Here is a 16,968-nt window from a genome sequence, read left to right as displayed (position 1 = left end):
ATGAGCAGACCGGACTGGGGGGCGTTGCAGCAGGAGTATATTGCTGAATACACCCGCTCCGGTATATCTCCGGTGGCATGGTGTGAAGCAAGGGGACTGAACTACGCAACAGCCCGTCGTTACATCAAAAAAACTCCGAAAAATGCGCAGAAAGAAATGCGCAAAACTGCGCAAAAAAGTGCGCGAAAAAAAACTGCGCAGACTGCGCAAAGGCAGAACGGAAAATCTCAGAAAAAAAAGGCTGTATCCGATGCACTCCTGATTGAGGGGGACACGGAAGAAATTTCGTTCTGCCCCGATGAATTCGGTATTTCTGACCAGCAGGCAAAATTCGCCATGTTGGTTGCTCAGGGGAAAAAGCCGACAGAGGCATACCGACTGGCTGGTTATGAGGGGCAAGGTGCGACAGCTAACAGCAACGCCAGCCGTATGCTTAGAAATGCCAGGGTTTATCGTGCTATCAGCTACTTCCGCAATCAGTACCAGAAACGCTATACCGCAGACCTGGATTTACTGGTGAGCCAGTTGATGGCCATTGTCCAGGCCGACCCCAATCAGTTGGCACAATTTCGCCGTGTTAACTGCCGTTATTGCTGGGGCGAGAATCATCTCTACCAGTGGCGTGATATTGCAGAATTCGATAAGGCTGCGGCACAGGCCTCCAGAGATGGTAAACCCGAGCCGGAATATGGAGGCCTCGGCTTTGTTGATAACGCCATACCCAATCCGGATTGCCCGAAGTGCTGCGGTGAGGGAACGGGGCAGCTTTATATGGCTGATACCACTCTGCTTGATGGGGATGCGCGGCAATTATATGCAGGGGCAAAGCTCGGAAAATTCGGCGTTGAGATCCTGTTGGAGGATAAGGCTGCCGCCCGGCGTGAATTGTTGCGTTTGCTTTCTGCTGGCGGGGCTTTATGTGCAGATAAGCGGCTACAGGAACTGGAAATTGAACGGCGCAGAATGGAAAACCAGAAGCTGCGCAAAGAGATCGAAACGGTGGAAGATAATGAACATCCCCAACCTGTGGCGATCAATATAAATGTGGTTGATGCCAGAGTAAGGAGTGATGAAGATGATCTCTCCGACGCTTAATGTGCCTCAGGCGCGATTTCTTTCAATGCCCCACAAATTTAAAGCTTATGTCGCTGGTTTTGGCTCGGGTAAAACATGGATTGGGTGTGGTGGCATATGCAAGGGGATTTGGGAACATCCTGGTATAAATCAGGGATATTTTGCGCCAACGTATCCCCAAATTCGCGATATTTTTTACCCTACAGTGGAAGAAGTTGCTGCTGACTGGGGATTGAACGTAAAAATTAATGAGGGAAATAAAGAGGTTCATTTTTATTACGGACGTCAGTATCGGGGAACCACTATCTGCAGATCGATGGAGAAGCCGCAAACGATCGTCGGTTTCAAAATTGGTAATGCGCTGGTGGATGAACTGGACATTTTGCCGAAGGAAAAAGCCAGAACAGCGTGGCGCAAGATAATTGCGCGTATGCGTTATAAGGTTGATGGACTTCGCAACGGTATTGACGTTACAACCACGCCGGAAGGATTCAAATTTGTCTACGAGCAGTTTGTTAAAGCCGTGCGTGAAAAAACAGAGCTGGCCTCACTGTATGGTCTGGTGCAGGCATCTACTTTCGATAATGAAAAGAACCTACCAGCAGATTACATTCCTTCGCTTCTTGAGTCATACCCTCCAGAGCTGATTAAAGCCTATCTTCGAGGACAGTTTACTAACCTGACAAGTGGTACTGTTTACCATCAGTTTGACCGGAAACTGAATAATTGCGAAGAAGTGGAGCAGCCAGGGGAGCCGATTTATATTGGGATGGATTTTAACGTTGGAAAGATGGCGGGGATCGTCCATGTACTGCGTTTGGGGCTTCCATGTGCGGTAACTGAAATCATCAATGCCTACGATACGCCGGATATGATCCGCATCATTAAAGAACGCTTTTGGCTGTATGACGGGAATGATTACCGGAAAGTGAGGGAGATTTATATTTATCCAGATGCTTCCGGAGATTCCAGAAAATCAAGTAACGCAAGTACGACGGATATAGCCCAGCTTAAGCAGGCTGGTTTTAACGTTGTGGTGAACAGCTCGAACCCGCCAGTAAAAGATCGCGTTAACTCAATGAATGCAATGTTCTGCAATGCCAATGGCGAGCGTCGCTATAAAGTTAATGTGAAGCGTTGTCCGGTATATGCCGAATCTCTGGAGCAACAGGTCTGGGATGATAAGGGGGAGCCTGATAAAAAATCAGGCAACGATCACCCGAATGATGCCGGAGGTTATTTCATCGTTAAGCAATTCCCTATTGTCAAACCGACCGGAAGAGTCACATCACTTCGGATTTAATTATGGCTGATATATCAACACCCAACCTCGACTATAACGATATGCTGGAGGCGTGGGATATTAACGACGCATTGATGGGCGGTACGCTTGAAATGCGCAGGCAGGGGGAAAATTATCTCCCCAAATGGCCTAATGAAGATGAAGACGCTTATAAAAAACGCCTGTCTGTGGCTACGCTACTTCCTGTGTATGAAGAAAGCATCAAACAAAATATTGGGCGCATATTTGCAGAGCCGACAGTATTGAGTGAGGAAACGCCGGAAAAAATCAGGGAATATGCAGAAAATATCGACATGGAGGGGAGCCGACTGGATGTGTGGGCGCAGCAATTTTTCAGTCTCGCATTTCAGTATGGTGTGGCACATGCGCTGGTGGACTATCCACGAACGGATATGAACGAGATTCGGACAAAAGCCGATGAAAACGCGGCCGGTGGTCGCCCGTACGTTACGATGCTGAATCCACGCCAGGTTATTGGATGGAAATCGAAAGTTGAAAAAGGGAAAGTTGTTCTCACTGATTTGCGTATAAAAGAGGTCATCATTATTGATGGTGATGATTTCGGGCAGAAGAAGGTGGAGCAGATCCGCCATATTATGCCCCGTCGAGTAGAAATTTATCGACGCAGCGAAGGTACTAATGGCGAATCTGTCTGGATGCTTCATGAGTCATGGAATACCAGCCGTGATGATATTCCTCTGGTAACACTGTATACGAAGAAAACAGGGTTTATGCGTGGTACACCGCCATTGCTTAATCTTGGCTTGCTGAATATCAAGCACTGGCAAAGCCAGAGCGAGCAGGACAATATTCTTCATGTTGCCCGCGTTCCATTGCTGGTGGCCTACGGGCTGGACAGGAATGAAGAACTGACGGTTGGTGCATCCACCGCTACGATTTTTGAGGACAGAACAAAAAATGGCCTCGAATATGTTGAACATAGTGGCGCAGCGATAGAATCTGGCGAAACATCACTTGAGAAGCTGGAAAATCAGATGCGTCATGCCGGCGCTAAACTTCTGCGGGCTGAAAATACATCCACCAAATCTGTTGATCAGACTAATGAAGAGCGGATGCAGGAACACTCGCCGCTTTATACAATGGCGAACTCCCTCGAAGATGCCCTCGATAATATTCTCCAGATAATGGCGGAATGGAGCGGAGAGAGTTGCGGTGGCAATGTGGATGTGCGCACTGAACTGGATGTATCTGCCCAGGTGTTTGACTCATCCTCCGCGCTGGCTGTTCAGTCATTGCGTCAGGGCGGTGATATACGTCAGATTGATGCGGTTCGGGTTTTGCAGGCGTTGAAATTTATCGATCAGGATTCCCGTCCAGAGGATGTGATCGATGAATTAAAAAATCAGAGTGTAATGTTGATGGAAATCAATGATGCAAACCGTGAATGAACGGCTGCGTGATGAATCAATTGCTCATGCAGTCTGGATATCCCGCTATAGCACTGGTGTGGCTGCCAGAATGGTGAAAATACTGAATGACAGCGATGCGGAGCTTACAGCTCGCCTGCTGGTAGCACTGGACAGCCTCGATCCTGGTAGTTTTACCGTTACGCGCCTGGAGTCACTTCTGGCGAGTGTCAGAGAGGTTAACCGCGCTGCTATTAACAGCATGTTTACCAGTCTCTCCGGAGAGCTGAACGAGCTGGCAATTTATGAGGCTGGTTATCAGTTAAGTCTGTTTGATTCTCTGCTACCTGATTTTGTTGCTGATGTTCACCCTCTGGTTGGTATATCTTCTGATGCACTTTACGCCGCTGCAATGGCGCGACCATTCCAGGGACGACTGCTCAGTGAGTGGGCCTTGGATCTTGAGGCGGATCGGCTCAGACGCATAACAAATACGGTGCGTCAGGGTTTTTTGCTGGGGGATACCAATGAGCAGATCGCAAGAAAAATTCGGGGACATGTCAGCAAGGGATTTCAGGATGGTGCATTGCAGATGAGCCGGGCTAATGCGGCCAGCATTGCAAAAACAGCGGTTGGACATCTTGCTGCTACTGCCCGTGAGAGTTTTGCCAGCGCGAATAATGATTTGATTAAGGGTAAGCAATGGTTATCAACGCTTGATAATCGTACTACGCCACAATGTCGAATCAGGGATCGCCTCAAATATACGCTGGATAATAAACCTGTAGGTCACAGTGTGCCTTATTTGCATGGGCCGGGAAAAATTCATTTCTGCTGCCGCTCAACGGAAACGTTCATTCTGAAATCAGCGAAGGAACTGGGTATTGATGTTCGTGATATTTCCCCGGCTGAGCGGGCCAGCATGGATGGCGTGGTGGCCGGAGATACAACCTACAGGGAATGGTTTTTGCGTCAGCCTTACACCAGACAAAAACAGATTGTGGGGGAAACCCGGGCAAAGCTGATTCGGGATGGCGGTATGTCGCCAGATGAATTTTACACCGATAAAGGCGAATGGCTGACGCTGAAGCAACTCCGTGAGCGTGATGCACAGGTATTCAGAAAAGCAGGGATTTAAATAAATCATTTATTACAACAGGCTACCTTCGGGTGGCCTTTTTTATTGCTGCGATCCGGATGGTGAGCAGCGTAACTGTCGGAAGACTTAAACCAGGTACTAATATGAAACTGAAAACGGTCGAGATTAACGGAAAACAATACGCAGAAATTGATACTGCTGGCCTGCCAGTTTATGTGCACGACGATGGTAAAGAAATCGGCTTCGATGCACCGCTGGCGATAAAAAAAATTACAGAGCTTAATGGCGAGGCAAAAAATCATCGCCTGGCTAAAGAAGCTGCAGAGGAAAAACTGGCTAAGTTTGCCGCTTTCGAAGACCCGAAGAAGGCGATTGAGGCACTGGAAATGCTGTCAAAAATCGACCAGAAAAAGCTGATCGATGCGGGACAGGTTGACCAGGTTAAGGCAGAAATTACGAAAAATTTTCAGCAGCAATTAGATGAAGAAAAGCAACGCTCTCAGATGCTGGAGAAGCAGCTTTACGATTCTATGATTGGCGGTAGTTTTGCGGGTTCAAAATATATTGCCGATAAAATTGCGATCCCGGCAGATTTATTACAAGCCCGCTTCGGACAGGCATTCAAAGTGGAAGAAGGGAAGATCGTTGCTTATGACGCTTCCGGCAACAAAATTTATTCCCGCGCGAAGCCAGGAGAACTGGCGCAGTTTGATGAGGCGCTGGAGTTCCTCGTTGAAAATTACCCTCAGAAAGACTACATCCTGAAAGCCAGTGGCAACAATGGCGGCGGTTCCCGTCCAACACAGCATGATATTGGTCAGAAAACGATGAAACGCTCTGCTTTTGATGCACTGGATGTTGCAGGTAAGCAAAACGCACTGAAAGACGGTATCACAATCGTTGATTAATACATTTGCCAGCTTCCGGATGGGAGCTGGTGTCAGGGCTGGATAGCTCACTACTCAATCCATTCACAATTACGCAAATTTTTAAGGAATATTTAATTATGGCTGGAAATACCCTGACCGGGTTGATCCCGACTATTTACACCGCCCTGGATGTTGTATCCCGTGAGCAGGTGGGTTTTATCCCTGCGGTAGCAAAAAACGCAAAAGCTGACGCCGCAGCAAAAGATCAGACGGTAACCGCGCCAGTTGCGCCTGAGGCGAAAACCGAAGATATCGTACCGGGGCCGTCAGCTCCGAATACCGGTGATCAAAATATTGGCACTGTTGATGTAAAAATTACTAAATCCAAAATGGCGCCGGTTAAATGGAATGGTGAAGAACAACTGGCTCTTGGCCCTTCAGGGACTTACAACACCATTCTGGCTGATCAGTTCAAGCAGGCTTTTCGCGCCCTTGCAAACGAGGTTGAGGCTGATCTTGGTGCGTTGTATTTCGGTGCTTCCCGCGCCGTGGGAACCGCAGGGACAACGCCATTTGGTGTTAAAGATGATCTTTCTGATGCTGCTCTGGCTCGTCAGGTTCTGGAGGATAACGGCGCACCGACAACAGATCTGCAGATGGTGCTTGGTTCCGCTGCCATTGCTAATTTGCGCGGAAAACAGTCTGTATTGTTTAAAGTGAATGAATCCGGCACTGAACAGCTACTGCGTGAGGGCGTGTTGGGGCGTCTGGAGGGATTCAATATTCACAGTTCGGCAGGTGTAAAACGAGCGCCAAAGGTTGCTGCAACTGGTTATCTCGTGAATGGCGAGAAAAAAGAAGGCGATGTTCTTATTTCCATTGATACTGGTTCGGGGAGTATTTCTGCAGGTCAGATTGTTACGTTCGCTGGCGATCCGAATCAGTATGTTGTGGCAGCAGCTACCAGCAATCTGATTACTCTTGCAGCGCCGGGACTGCGTCAGGATCTGGCTGATGATACTGCAATCACAGTTGTTGGCTCCTTTACTGCAAATATGGCGTTTGATCGCAACGCGTTTCTGCTGGCATCCCGTACTCCGGCAATGCCGGAAGGTGGCGATAATGCTGATGATGTAATGAATGTTACGGACCCGATTTCAGGGATTACGTTCCAGATTGCACTGTATCGTCAGTATCGCCAGGTGCGCTATGAAGTTGGACTGGCATGGGGTGTTTCGTCAGTGAAACCGGCACATGGTTGTCTGATTCTTGGTTAAACATCCAAACGGGGCTTCGGCCCCATTTTTAATGGAGGGTATATGGCCGGATTAACTAAAGAGCAAAGAGCACAGCGTGAAGCCGCGCAAAAAAATGCAGTGGTGGAGCAGAATGTGGAGCAAATTCATGAGCCACAAAAAACGCAAATTGAGTTAGTGGTTATGGTGACCGATTATCAGATGTTTCCCGGCGCACCAACTATCGCTAATGTTCATCCTGATGAAGTTGACAACTGGAAGGCTCTGGGCTGGAAAACTCAGGAGTAACACATGATCACTTACGTGACCTGTGATGACGTTGATAATGCGTTTGGGAACGCCTGGACGAGTGAGAACGCTAAAAATAAAGCTGTTTTAATGGCTAATGCCTGGCTTAATGGCTTCAGCCTGAAAATAAACCCATCCCGTATTCCGGAAGAGGTAAAACTTGCGGGAGCATATGCAGCCAGAATTGCCTCTGTCGGTAAGTTGTTTCAGCAGAAAAATGATTCTGGCGTTGTTATCAGTAAAGCCGTGTCGGCTGACGGGGTCAGTGTATCGAAATCATTTGCTGAATTGCCAGCAAACAGCACTGCATTGCTTGAACCCGATTTACAGCTTGCGATAGCACTGCTGAAACCGTACGGACTTAGTCGCTCACAAGTCAGGGTTGTGAGGGGGGGATGATGGGGCTTCGTGAAGAGATTCAGTCAGAGGTTGCCGCTGCTTTTGATGAGGATTTAGCAGACGCCGTGAGTGATTTTTCTGGTTCTTACGTTACACACCGGAACTGGAATCCTGTGACTGAAACTGGCGGCGAATCCACAGCAACCTATACCGGGCGAGGCGTGTTGACGCGTTATAAGCTGGGCAGAATTGATGGGATTAATATTTTGCATGGTGACCTTAAATTAACTGCTCTGATATGCGAGGTTACGGATAAACCTGCTGTCGGCCATATTATTGAGATTTATGATTCTGTATCAAGGCAGTTGCAACGATACGAGGTAATTACAGCGAGTGTAGATCCTTCCGCATCAGTTTACTCAATCCAGTTAAGGAGATCGTAAATGGCAAAGGCATGGGATATCGAACCGTCAATATTTGCCGGGATGATTGAGGAAGATGTGGGGCTGAAAATTCGCTACATCGCTATTCAGATTCTTACTGCTATTGATATTGCTGCTCCGGTTGATACCGGGCGTTTCAGAAATAACAACATGGTGTCGTTACAGCATCCCGATTTTGGTATATCTGATAACGTGGATCCGAACGGTACGATTGCGGTTCAGCGTGGGATCGGGGTTATTTCGAAAGCTGCAAATTACGGAATTATTTATATCCAGAATAACCTTCCTTATGCAGAGGCTCTTGAAAACGGTCATTCACAACAAGCGCCAACTGGCGTGTATGCCAACGCTTTTAATGGTGTTTTACAGGCTTACAAATGACGTTTACTGAAATCAGAAATACGGTCATTTCCAGAATGACGGCACAGACGGTTATTGATGGAAAAGACGTATTGTATCCGAACGGGCCAACGTTCGATCCTTCCGGTAAGTTAATCTGGGCGCGTTTAAGTAATATTCCCGGGCAGGCTGGAGTTAATGAAATTGGCGCGGGGCCGGTTGTTTATCGCACGGGGATAATCATTATTCAGTTATTTGTCCCCGCAGGTTCTGGTTCAAAACTCATTACTGAGACAGCCGATAAATTGCGGGAACTGTTTGAGTTTCAGGATGACGATCGTCTCAGTTACCAGGCTGTTTCCTCAATAACCGTTGGCGAAAAGAATGGCTGGTTCCAGCTTAATCTTCAAATTCCATATCGCGCGCTCTAGCGCAATTAATGACATAGGAGGCTCCTGTGAGTTCAGGTGCAAAGGTTATCTCGGCATTTATCCGGGAGACAGTTGCAGGCACCACACCAGCAAGTGGTGACTGGAGTTTATTAAAACGCACAAGCTGGGGAGTAAAACCCACCCAGAATAAAGGCGAAAATAATGAGATTGGCGGCTCCCGGATGGCTCAGGGGGCGACGCCTGGCACTGTGGATGTTGGCGGTGATGTTGGTACCAAATTTCGCTGGGGTCAACATGATGATTTTCTTGCATCCTGTTTCGGCGCGGAATGGTCAGGTGATTCTCTGACAATGGGGAATGAGCGAATAACATTTTCTCTGGCGACCTATGCGTCCGATGTCGGAATTGCCTCTGTTGTCAGAGGAGCGCAGGTTGGCTCATGGAAAATGCAGATCCCTAACGACGGCGATATTACGGCGACCGTAACCTTTGCCGGACTGGACTGGGAATCAAAGGCCGATGATACGAATTTTATCAAAGGCGAACCTGTGGATAGTGCAGGAAAGCTACGTTATTCGTTTAAGGAGGTTTCAGCAGTAAGCCTGAATGGTGTTGCCGGAGGTAACGGTTTTTGTATCGACAGTTTTGATATTCAGTTCGATAACAAACTCCAGACACAGCGTTGTATCGGCACTGGCTCGCCTTATGCAGGAGCAAATATTCCGACTACTTTTACACCGTCCGGTACGGTGACGCTTTCATGGTCTAAAGCTGCGTGGGAAATCTGGAGTAAAACACTGACTGGAGAAACAGTTCCGTTCAGCTTCACGCTTTCGAATGGAGAGGGGGCATACACTTTCAGTTTCCCGAAGGTTCAGGTGTCAGGTGAATGGCCTGATGGGGGTAATACCGACATTATCCAGGTTCAATTGAGCATTACCGCAGCAGATGAAGCACCTACGATAATCAGAAAAAAAGCCTCCCCGGCTGCCGTGATCGCAAAAGCCAGTGCTGAGGCGATTAGTTGATTTTCCGTTATTCCCCCTGTGGTACTGCACTACAGGGGGGCGCATTGAATGAGGTTATGGATGTTTATTCTTAATCAGAAAATTATCATCGGTGGAGAACGCTGGTTTACCCCAATGAAGGACTTAAAACCTGTAGACGGGGTAAAACTGTTGGTGGCAAGCAGCGATAACGATCAGTATCGCTCCCGTAATGCATTAATCCGTCGCCACATTGAGAAAATGGATGCCAGCTTGCACGTCGGAACGAAGGAGTTTGATATTGCAAAGGTTTCCGAGGTGGATTCTGTTGATGATTTACTCATTGATAATGCTGCTCGTTATCTGCTGAAAGACTGGAAAGGGGTTGGTGAACTGGTTGATGGTGTTGAGGTTGCACTGGAATATACGCCAGAACGAGGGATCGCGCTGCTTAAGCAGAATCCAGAGTTGTACTGGCAGATCCTTGCAGAAGCAGCCAGCATCGCCCAGGCTAAAGAGCAGCAGAAGCAGGATACGATAAAAAAGCCATAGCCGCCCAGCGGTGGTTATCGGAGTTCGGGGGAGAAAAGGGTGAAAAGGCAAGATGGAAGCGAGAAAAACTCAGGTTGCCGCCGCTCCCGGAGCCAGAAATAGACCCCGTTGTCCGTGAGTTATTGTATGCGTATTCAGTAATGTCTCGTTCCAGGCGTTATGCAGGCATGTCCGGGGTTCCGCTGCCTTTGTCAATATCTGACATACACGACTATTTAAAAGCACACCCAATATTGATAGATAGTGATGAATTTGAAGCAGTGATCTTTGCACTGGATGACCAGTATGTTTCGTAATCCAAAACTTTTGATGGGATATTGGTTAATTAATTTTCTACTTTTTTAGAAATTATCTAAATTCCAATGTGTGTGTATATAGTTTGATGCGAAATTGATAGTTGACTCTCGAATATGTTGGGTATTTTAATGCTGCCGGCCAGATTAATTCTGGCTGTTATAACAATGATTTGTAAAATGAAGGTAATTTTATGAAAAAAGCAGTGTTGACTACCATTATCGCTTCAGCCTTGTTTGCAACTGGCATTGCAAATGCTGAATTGATGCAGAATACTATTTCTGCTGGTTATGCACAAAGTCATGTTAAAGCCGGTGGAGAAAGCCTTGATGAGAATCCAGCAGGGGTAAATATTAAGTATCGCTATGAGCTGGATGATAAATGGGGCATTGCATCTTCATTTACGTACACAAATCAAAAATACGATTATTATTTTGCAGGCTCTAAAATTGGAAATGGAGATCTGGATTACTATTCACTAGCTGCCGGTCCAGCCTATCGTTTCAATGATTACCTCAGTGCATATGGCTTAATAGGTTTAGCGCATGGACGTGCTGAAGCGACGATTCTGGGATACTCTGACTCTTCAAGCAAGACTTCGGTTGTATATGGTGCTGGTATTCAGTTTAATCCTGTACCCAATTGGGTAGTTGACGCATCCTATGAGTACACCAAATTGGGCGATGTGAAAGTTGGCACCTGGATGACAGGTATTGGTTATCGCTTCTGATAATTCCCTTCCCTCTGTTGTCTGGCCCCGCTTACCAAGCGGGGCTTTTTATTTGCCGGAGTAACTAAATGACAGAGCAAACTTCACGTCTCGCAATAATTATTGATAGCACTGGAGCGAAAAATAATGCTGACAATCTGACCTCCTCATTAGTCAAAATGACGCAGGCCGGGGAAACTGCTGCAAATAGCGCAGGGAAAGTGACTAAGGCAACAGAAGATGAGAAGAACGCGCTCGCAAAATTAAAAGCAGCTATTGATCCAGTTGGTGCCGCAATTGATACTGTCGGTCGACGCTATTCTGAATTAAAGAAATATTTCGATAAAGGACTTATTGATAAAGAAGAATATGAATTTCTTGCCCGTAAACTTAATGAAACCACAGAGGAATTGAGCGGGGTTGCGCAAGCGCAGAGAGAAGCCGAGAAGGCCGGAAAACTTGCTGCCGCCCAGCAGGAAGCGCAGGCCCAAGCCTTTCAAAGAATGCTGGACAAGATCGACCCTCTGGCAGCGGCGCTAAGAAATCTTGATCAACAGCAGGATGAACTTAATGCTGCACTTTCATCCGGGAAAATAAATGGCTCTCAGTTTGATAATTACAGTCGAAAAATACAGGAAACGCGGCGAGAGCTAACAGGAGAGGCTCAGGCAGAACGAGAAGCAGTAAAAGCGCATGATGAACAAGTTGCTGCTTTGCAACGTCTGATTGCTCAACTCGATCCTGTCGGAACAGCTTTTAACCGCCTGACAGAGCAGCAAAAGCAACTCAGCGAAGCAAAAGCCAAGGGGATGCTTTCTCCTGAAATGTATGAGGAGCTTTCAGGAAAACTTCGTGCTATGCGGAGTGAGCTTGAGGCTACTCAATCGCAACTAAGCAAAACCGGAATGTCGGCAAAACAAACGGCTTTTGCTATGCGCATGTTGCCTGCACAAATGACGGATATTGTTGTTGGGTTGTCCACTGGTCAGTCGCCATTTATGGTGTTAATGCAGCAGGGCGGCCAGCTAAAAGATATGTTCGGTGGGATTGGCCCGGCGATCAAAGGTGTTGGTTCTTATGTGCTGGGATTAATTAATCCTTTTACCCTGGCCGCAGCAGCCGTTGGCGTCCTGGGGCTGGCTTACTATAAAGGCTCTCAGGAGCAGGACGAATTTAATAAATCTCTTATTCTTACCGGAAATCAGTTGGGGACAACCAGCGGGCAATTGGCGGATATAGCTCAACGTGCCGGGGATGCGGCTGATTCGACAACTGGTGCTGCGGCGGCAGTATTAAACCAGCTTGTGCGTTCGGGAAAGGTAGCGAGCCGTTCGCTGGAGCAGGTGACGACAGCGATAGTAAAAACAAGCGAATTAACTGGAATATCGACCGATCAACTGGTTAATGATTTCAATGAAATTGCAAAGGATCCTGTCAGTGCCATATCAAAACTTAATGATCAGTACCATTTTCTGACACTGGCGACTTATAACCAGATTAAGGCGCTACAGGATGAAGGGAACCAGCAGGAGGCCGCCCGCATTGCGACAGAAGCATACTCATCCTCAATGATCCAGCGCACCAACCAGATTAAAGAAAATCTTGGTTATCTTGAGACTGCATGGAAAGCTGTCGCTGACTCCGCAAAATGGGCATGGGATTCCATGCTGGATATTGGTCGTGATGCCTCCCTTGATCAAAAAATCTCAGATGTTCTCCATCAAATTGATGAAATAGAAAAAAATACCCGACCCGGAGCTTTCGGGTTAGGTGGCATTGGGGATGGCGGCGCTCAAAATAAAAGGCTGGCACGATTAAAGCAGCAATTGGGCGTACTTCAAGCAGAAAAAATTGCTCAGGACGTACTAAATTCATCAATAACCGATTACAACAAGCGACAACAGGAAGGAATTGAACTCAGACAGAAAGCAGATGCCTTTTCAAAACAATATCAGACCCGGGAGCAGCAGAGAGCCAGTGAACTTGCAAAACTGGAAAAGCTAAAGAGTCAGTATTCAAAGGAAGAATATAATAATCTTGTCGCTCAAATAAATGAGCGTTATAAAGATCCAAAGCTACCAAAGGCGAAAGGTTATTCGGATGATGCTGCCCAACGAATGATTGATCATCTGAATCAACAGAATGCGCTACTAAGTTCACAAGCTGAATTGGCCGTTAAATTAAGTTCCTCTGAACAGGAACTGGTTAAGTGGCGTCAGCAGATTGCCGACCTGGAGTCACGACCGTCATCGAAATTAACCCAGGATCAGAAATCGCTTCTCTTACACCGGGAAGAAATAACCGCGTTGATGGAGAAAAATGTTGCGATTGAAAAAAATAACAGGCTAATCAAGGAATCAGCCGAAATAGCCGCATGGCGTGATTCATTGCAGGCTTCGATTGATAATCGTCAGCAGGGGTATGATATTCAGATTGCTGGTTATGGGCTTGGCGATAAAAATCAGCAACGTCAGCAGGAATTACTGCGGATTGAACGTGAATATAACAACCAGCGTCTGCAACTTGAACGTGACTATGCAGATAAATCCCGTGGAATGTCAGATCATGTTTTTCAGGAGAAAATGCAGGCTCTGAATGATGCTCTGGAACGAGAAAAAGAAATTGTCAGACAGAAAAACGAGCAGGTCGATATTCAGGCAGGAGACTGGGTTAGTGGTGCCTCCCAGGGATTCAATAACTGGCTGGATGACACTAAGGATATCAGTGAGCAGATAAAATCAACCACGACTCAAATGTTTGATGGGATGACCGATGCGCTGGGTGATTTTGTCACGACAGGCAAGGCAAATTTTCGTTCTTTCGCTACTTCCGTGATTTCGGATCTTAGTCGAATAGCATTAAAGGCTTCAATTACTGGGATTTTCGACAGCATTAGTAACAGTTCTTCTGGGGGGATTTTAGGAACTATCGGGAGTGCTATTAGTAAATTTATTCCGAATGCAAAGGGCGGTGTTTATGAGTCTCCGTCATTGAGCACGTATTCGAACGGTATTTATGATTCCCCGCAATTTTTTGCTTTTGCAAAAGGGGCGGGTGTTTTTGGTGAGGCTGGACCGGAAGCCATTATGCCATTAACACGAACTTCCGATGGTTCTCTTGGTGTCAGAGCTATTAATAGTAAAAGTGGTAATGGAGGCGGAGATATTACCTATGCCCCTGTATACCAAATCACTATTCAAAATGACGGCCAGAATGGAGAGATTGGCCCTCAGGCAATAAAAGCACTTATGGGGATGGTTGATCAGCGGGTGCAGGGCACTCTGTTAAATATGCGACGTGATGGGGGAATGTTAAGTGGCTAATACGGAAGAATTTCACTGGTTACCAGAGGATGGAATGAAAACAGAAAATAAACCATCGATAAAAACTGTAAGATTTGGCGATGGTTATGAGCAACGAAGCCCAAATGGACTTAATCATTCTCTGCGCGTTTTCACCTGTGATTTCAAAGTTGAGGCGAATGAACGTGATTCATTTGAAAAATTTTTAGCCCGGCATGAAGGCTATAAATCTTTTTTTTGGCGCCCGCCGGGTATTAACAGAAAAATCAGAGTGGTGTGTCGAACGTGGTCAGCGACAGAACATATCACCTATACCGATTTTTCGTGTCAGTTTGACGAAGTGGTGATCTGATGCAGGACATACAACAGGAAACACTGAATGAATGCATTCGGGCGGAGCAGTCGGCCAGCGTGGTGCTCTGGGAAATCGACCTGACAGAGGTAGGCGGGGATCGCTACTTTTTCTGCAATGAGCAGAATGAAAAAGGTGAGTCTGTCACCTGGCAGAGTCGGCAGTATCAGGCCTATCCCATTCAGGGGAGTGGATTTGAGATGAACGGCAAAGGTGCCAGTGCAAGGCCAACACTGAAAGTATCTAACCTGCACGGCATGGTCACCGGGATGGTGGAGGATTTACAGAGTCTGGTCGGCGGAACAGTGGTCCGGCGTAAGGTCTACGCCCGTTTTCTGGATGCGGTGAACTTCATCAACGGAAACAGCGAAGCCGATCCGGAGCAGGAGGTGATCAGCCGCTGGCGCATCGAGCAGTGCAGCGAACTGAACGCGGTTAGCGCGGCCTTTGTGCTGTCTACTCCGACTGAAACGGATGGTGCCGTTTTCCCGGGCCGCATCATGCTGGCCAACACCTGCACCTGGACTTATCGCGGTGATGAATGCGGTTATCACGGTCCGGCTGTCGCGGATGAATATGACCAGCCGACGTCCGATATCACGAAGGATAAATGCAGCAAATGCCTGAGTGGCTGTAAGTTTCGCAATAACGTCGGCAACTTTGGCGGCTTCCTTTCCATTAACAAACTTTCGCAGTAAATCCCATGACAGAGACTGAATCAGCGATTCTGGCGCACGCCCGGCGATGTGCGCCAGCGGAGTCGTGCGGCTTCGTGGTGAGAACGCCGGAGGGGGAAAGATATTTTCCCTGCGTGAATGTCTCCGGTGAGCCGGAGGATTATTTCCGGATGGCTCCGGAGGACTGGCTGCAGACAGAGATGCACGGTGAGATTGTGGCGCTGGTCCACAGCCACCCCGGTGGTCTGCCCTGGCTGAGTGAGGCCGACAGGCGGCTGCAGGTGCAGAGTGATTTGCCGTGGTGGCTGGTCTGCCGGGGGACGATTCATAAATTCCGCTGTGTGCCACATCTCACCGGGCGGCGCTTTGAGCACGGGGTGACGGACTGTTACACGCTGTTCCGGGATGCTTACCATCTGGCGGGGATTGAGATGCCGGATTTTCATCGTGAGGATGACTGGTGGCGTCACGGTCAGAATCTCTATCTGGATAATCTGGAGGCTACAGGACTGTATCAGGTGCCGTTGTCAGCGGCGCAGCCGGGCGATGTGCTGCTGTGCTGTTTTGGTTCATCGGTGCCGAATCATGCCGCCATTTACTGTGGTGACGGTGAACTGCTGCACCATATTCCTGAACAACTGAGCAAACGAGAGAGGTATACCGACAAATGGCAGCGACGCACACACTCCCTCTGGCGTCACCGGGCATGGCACGCATCTGCCTTTACGGGGATTTACAACGATTTGGCCGCCGCATCGACCTTCGTGTGAAAACGGGGGCTGAAGCCATCCGGGCGCTGGCTACACAGCTTCCGTCGTTTCGCCAGAAACTGAGTGACGGCTGGTATCAGGTACGCATTGCCGGGCGCGATGCAGGTGAAACGGAATTATCAGCCCGTCTTAATGAGCCGCTGGCAAATGGTGCCGTGATCCACATCGTACCGCGTCTGACCGGTGCCAAAAGTGGCGGCGTGTTTCAGGCGGTGCTGGGGGCTGCGCTGATTGCGGTGGCGTGGTGGAACCCCGCAGGTTGGCTGGGAGCGACAGCAATTACAGGAATGTATAGTGCGGGGGCCAGTATGATCCTTGGCGGTGTGGCCCAGATGCTGGCTCCTAAACCCAGAACTCCCCGCACACAGACGACGGATAACGGTAAGCAGAACACCTATTTCTCCTCTCTGGATAACATGGTTGCCCAGGGTAATGTTCTGCCCGTTCTGTACGGTGAAATGCGCGTGGGGTCACGTGTGGTATCTCAGGAGATCAGCACGGCAGATGAAGGGGATGGTGGTCAGGTTGTGGTGATTGGTCGCTGATGCAAAATGTTT

At 48.0% G+C, this 16,968-nt stretch carries 19 protein-coding genes; all 19 read left to right on the top strand.

Going from position 1 to position 16,968, the window contains the following annotated elements; translation table 11 throughout:
• Nucleotides 1-1,095, top strand: a complete 1,095-nt coding sequence (locus WES_RS09900) for a terminase small subunit (RefSeq protein WP_016235221.1) — start codon at nucleotides 1-3, stop codon at nucleotides 1,093-1,095.
• The gene (locus WES_RS09905; RefSeq protein ID WP_016158356.1) at nucleotides 1,076-2,377 is read left to right on the top strand and encodes a terminase large subunit domain-containing protein; all 1,302 of its coding nucleotides are present in this window, start codon (nucleotides 1,076-1,078) and stop codon (nucleotides 2,375-2,377) included. Before WES_RS09900 ends, WES_RS09905 begins: the two co-directional genes overlap by 20 nt.
• 2 nt (nucleotides 2,378-2,379) lie before the next feature.
• Entirely contained in the window at nucleotides 2,380-3,786 is a 1,407-nt protein-coding gene (locus tag WES_RS09910; RefSeq protein ID WP_000763708.1) for a DUF4055 domain-containing protein, read from the top strand.
• The gene (locus WES_RS09915; protein WP_001317036.1) at nucleotides 3,770-4,882 is read left to right on the top strand and encodes a phage minor head protein; all 1,113 of its coding nucleotides are present in this window, start codon (nucleotides 3,770-3,772) and stop codon (nucleotides 4,880-4,882) included. Before WES_RS09910 ends, WES_RS09915 begins: the two co-directional genes overlap by 17 nt.
• A gap of 104 nt (nucleotides 4,883-4,986) precedes the next feature.
• Nucleotides 4,987-5,751 carry a DUF6651 domain-containing protein gene (locus WES_RS09920; RefSeq protein WP_016158355.1) on the top strand — a complete coding sequence of 255 codons (765 nt, stop codon included), beginning with the start codon at nucleotides 4,987-4,989 and terminating at the stop codon, nucleotides 5,749-5,751.
• A gap of 98 nt (nucleotides 5,752-5,849) precedes the next feature.
• The gene (locus WES_RS09925; RefSeq protein ID WP_016158354.1) at nucleotides 5,850-6,989 is read left to right on the top strand and encodes a major capsid protein; all 1,140 of its coding nucleotides are present in this window, start codon (nucleotides 5,850-5,852) and stop codon (nucleotides 6,987-6,989) included.
• A gap of 42 nt (nucleotides 6,990-7,031) precedes the next feature.
• On the top strand, nucleotides 7,032-7,256 hold the full coding sequence (locus WES_RS09930; protein ID WP_016158353.1) for a hypothetical protein: 225 nt from the start codon (nucleotides 7,032-7,034) through the stop codon (nucleotides 7,254-7,256).
• A 3-nt stretch (nucleotides 7,257-7,259) separates the two neighbouring features.
• Nucleotides 7,260-7,655, top strand: a complete 396-nt coding sequence (locus WES_RS09935; protein ID WP_016158352.1) for a hypothetical protein — start codon at nucleotides 7,260-7,262, stop codon at nucleotides 7,653-7,655.
• Complete coding sequence (locus WES_RS09940) at nucleotides 7,655-8,038, top strand: hypothetical protein (protein ID WP_024195132.1); 384 nt, start codon at nucleotides 7,655-7,657, stop codon at nucleotides 8,036-8,038. The genes WES_RS09935 and WES_RS09940 overlap by 1 nt, the downstream gene beginning before the upstream one ends.
• Nucleotides 8,039-8,419, top strand: coding sequence for a hypothetical protein (locus tag WES_RS09945; protein ID WP_016158350.1), 381 nt, complete (start codon nucleotides 8,039-8,041; stop codon nucleotides 8,417-8,419).
• Nucleotides 8,416-8,808 carry a phage tail terminator-like protein gene (locus WES_RS09950; protein ID WP_016158349.1) on the top strand — a complete coding sequence of 131 codons (393 nt, stop codon included), beginning with the start codon at nucleotides 8,416-8,418 and terminating at the stop codon, nucleotides 8,806-8,808. The genes WES_RS09945 and WES_RS09950 overlap by 4 nt, the downstream gene beginning before the upstream one ends.
• 26 nt (nucleotides 8,809-8,834) lie before the next feature.
• Nucleotides 8,835-9,797, top strand: a complete 963-nt coding sequence (locus WES_RS09955; RefSeq protein WP_016158348.1) for a phage tail tube protein — start codon at nucleotides 8,835-8,837, stop codon at nucleotides 9,795-9,797.
• Between the two features lie 150 nt (nucleotides 9,798-9,947).
• On the top strand, nucleotides 9,948-10,307 hold the full coding sequence (locus tag WES_RS09960; protein ID WP_122987292.1) for a hypothetical protein: 360 nt from the start codon (nucleotides 9,948-9,950) through the stop codon (nucleotides 10,305-10,307).
• A gap of 487 nt (nucleotides 10,308-10,794) precedes the next feature.
• The gene (locus tag WES_RS09965; RefSeq protein ID WP_016158346.1) at nucleotides 10,795-11,331 is read left to right on the top strand and encodes an Ail/Lom family outer membrane beta-barrel protein; all 537 of its coding nucleotides are present in this window, start codon (nucleotides 10,795-10,797) and stop codon (nucleotides 11,329-11,331) included.
• Between the two features lie 68 nt (nucleotides 11,332-11,399).
• Complete coding sequence (locus tag WES_RS09970) at nucleotides 11,400-14,633, top strand: phage tail tape measure protein (protein ID WP_016235220.1); 3,234 nt, start codon at nucleotides 11,400-11,402, stop codon at nucleotides 14,631-14,633.
• A complete protein-coding gene (locus tag WES_RS09975) occupies nucleotides 14,626-14,964 on the top strand; it encodes a phage tail protein (protein ID WP_000024051.1) in 339 nt (112 codons plus the stop codon). Before WES_RS09970 ends, WES_RS09975 begins: the two co-directional genes overlap by 8 nt.
• Nucleotides 14,964-15,662, top strand: coding sequence for a phage minor tail protein L (locus WES_RS09980; protein WP_016158343.1), 699 nt, complete (start codon nucleotides 14,964-14,966; stop codon nucleotides 15,660-15,662). Before WES_RS09975 ends, WES_RS09980 begins: the two co-directional genes overlap by 1 nt.
• 5 nt (nucleotides 15,663-15,667) lie before the next feature.
• A complete protein-coding gene (locus WES_RS09985) occupies nucleotides 15,668-16,411 on the top strand; it encodes a C40 family peptidase (protein ID WP_064732602.1) in 744 nt (247 codons plus the stop codon).
• The gene (locus WES_RS09990) at nucleotides 16,408-16,956 is read left to right on the top strand and encodes a tail assembly protein (RefSeq protein WP_016235219.1); all 549 of its coding nucleotides are present in this window, start codon (nucleotides 16,408-16,410) and stop codon (nucleotides 16,954-16,956) included. Before WES_RS09985 ends, WES_RS09990 begins: the two co-directional genes overlap by 4 nt.
• The last annotated feature ends 12 nt before the right edge of the window (nucleotides 16,957-16,968 follow it).

The sequence above is a fragment of the Escherichia sp. KTE31 genome, assembly GCF_000407925.1.
GTDB classification, from domain to species: domain Bacteria; phylum Pseudomonadota; class Gammaproteobacteria; order Enterobacterales; family Enterobacteriaceae; genus Escherichia; species Escherichia ruysiae.
This window is presented reverse-complemented; position numbering and strand designations above follow the sequence as displayed.